General features: G+C 49.4%; 1 protein-coding gene and 1 pseudogene. Both read left to right on the top strand.

The features are described 5' to 3' along the window. A pseudogene (locus tag R7R78_RS24565) lies at positions 1–232 on the top strand (hypothetical protein); the annotation flags it as partial. Positions 233–249: 17 nt separating this feature from the next. Beyond that, a partial coding sequence (locus R7R78_RS24560) for a lyase family protein (RefSeq protein WP_263856310.1) occupies positions 250–1,015 on the top strand: 766 nt, incomplete at its 3' end.

The raw sequence follows: 1,015 nt of genomic DNA, 5'->3' as shown, positions 1-1,015 counted from the left end.
AGAAGACGAAAACTTACTCTTGTGCGAACTGTTTTTGCGCCAAGTGTATTTCCACCTTCTCGAAGCGATTCAAGACCCAACTCGCACTCGTACATTTCGCCGAGTCTGCCTTGATTCGGTTCACACGCCCTTATTCTGCCTCAAACGTTACTACTATCAGTTTGAACATGGCGACGTAAAGTTTCTCCAATTACAACAACAATTACGCCTCATTCAGACTTCTCTTGATTAAACGAAAGGAACCCTACTATGACCACCGAATTTCGTATTGAAACCGACAGCATGGGCGAAGTAAAAGTCCCGGCGAATGCCTTGTATCAAGCGCAAACTCAGCGCGCTATCGATAACTTCGCATTCAGCCAGCACACCATGCCAAGCGGTTTCATCCAAGCTTTAGCCCACATCAAACAAACGGCAGCACTGACCAACTCACAACTAGGGTTACTAGAAGGTGATATCGCCAATGCGATTGCAGACGCCGCGCAAGCCATTATTGATGGGCAACATCTCGATCAGTTCCCTATCGACCTGTTCCAAACCGGTTCTGGGACAAGCTCCAACATGAACGCCAATGAAGTGATTGCCACGCTCGCGTCTGAATTGCTTGGCGGCAACGTCAACCCGAATGACCACGTTAACATGGGTCAAAGCAGTAACGATGTGGTGCCGACGGCGATTCAAGTCAGCTCAGCACTTGCTATTGAACACAAGTTGTTGCCTGCACTGGCCCATCTTAGCCAAAGCCTAGAAACCAAGAAGCAAGCTTTGCAAGATGTGGTAAAAACAGGCCGAACTCATTTGATGGACGCCATGCCAATCACTTTCGCGCAAGAGCTGGGCGGCTGGCAATTCCAGATTGAACACGCTAAACAAGCCATTGAACAAACACTGCCGATGGTGAAAGCCCTTGCTCAAGGCGGCACTGCCGTTGGCACAGGGATCAACGCCGATCCGCGTTTTGCCTCTCTGTTTGCAGACAACCTCACTCAGTCCACTCGAGTCACCTTTACTTCAA

It is taken from the genome of Vibrio sp. 2134-1, from assembly GCF_033339495.1.
The sequence above is the reverse complement of the archived record's forward strand: the minus strand, read 5'-3'. Positions and strand labels throughout refer to the sequence as shown.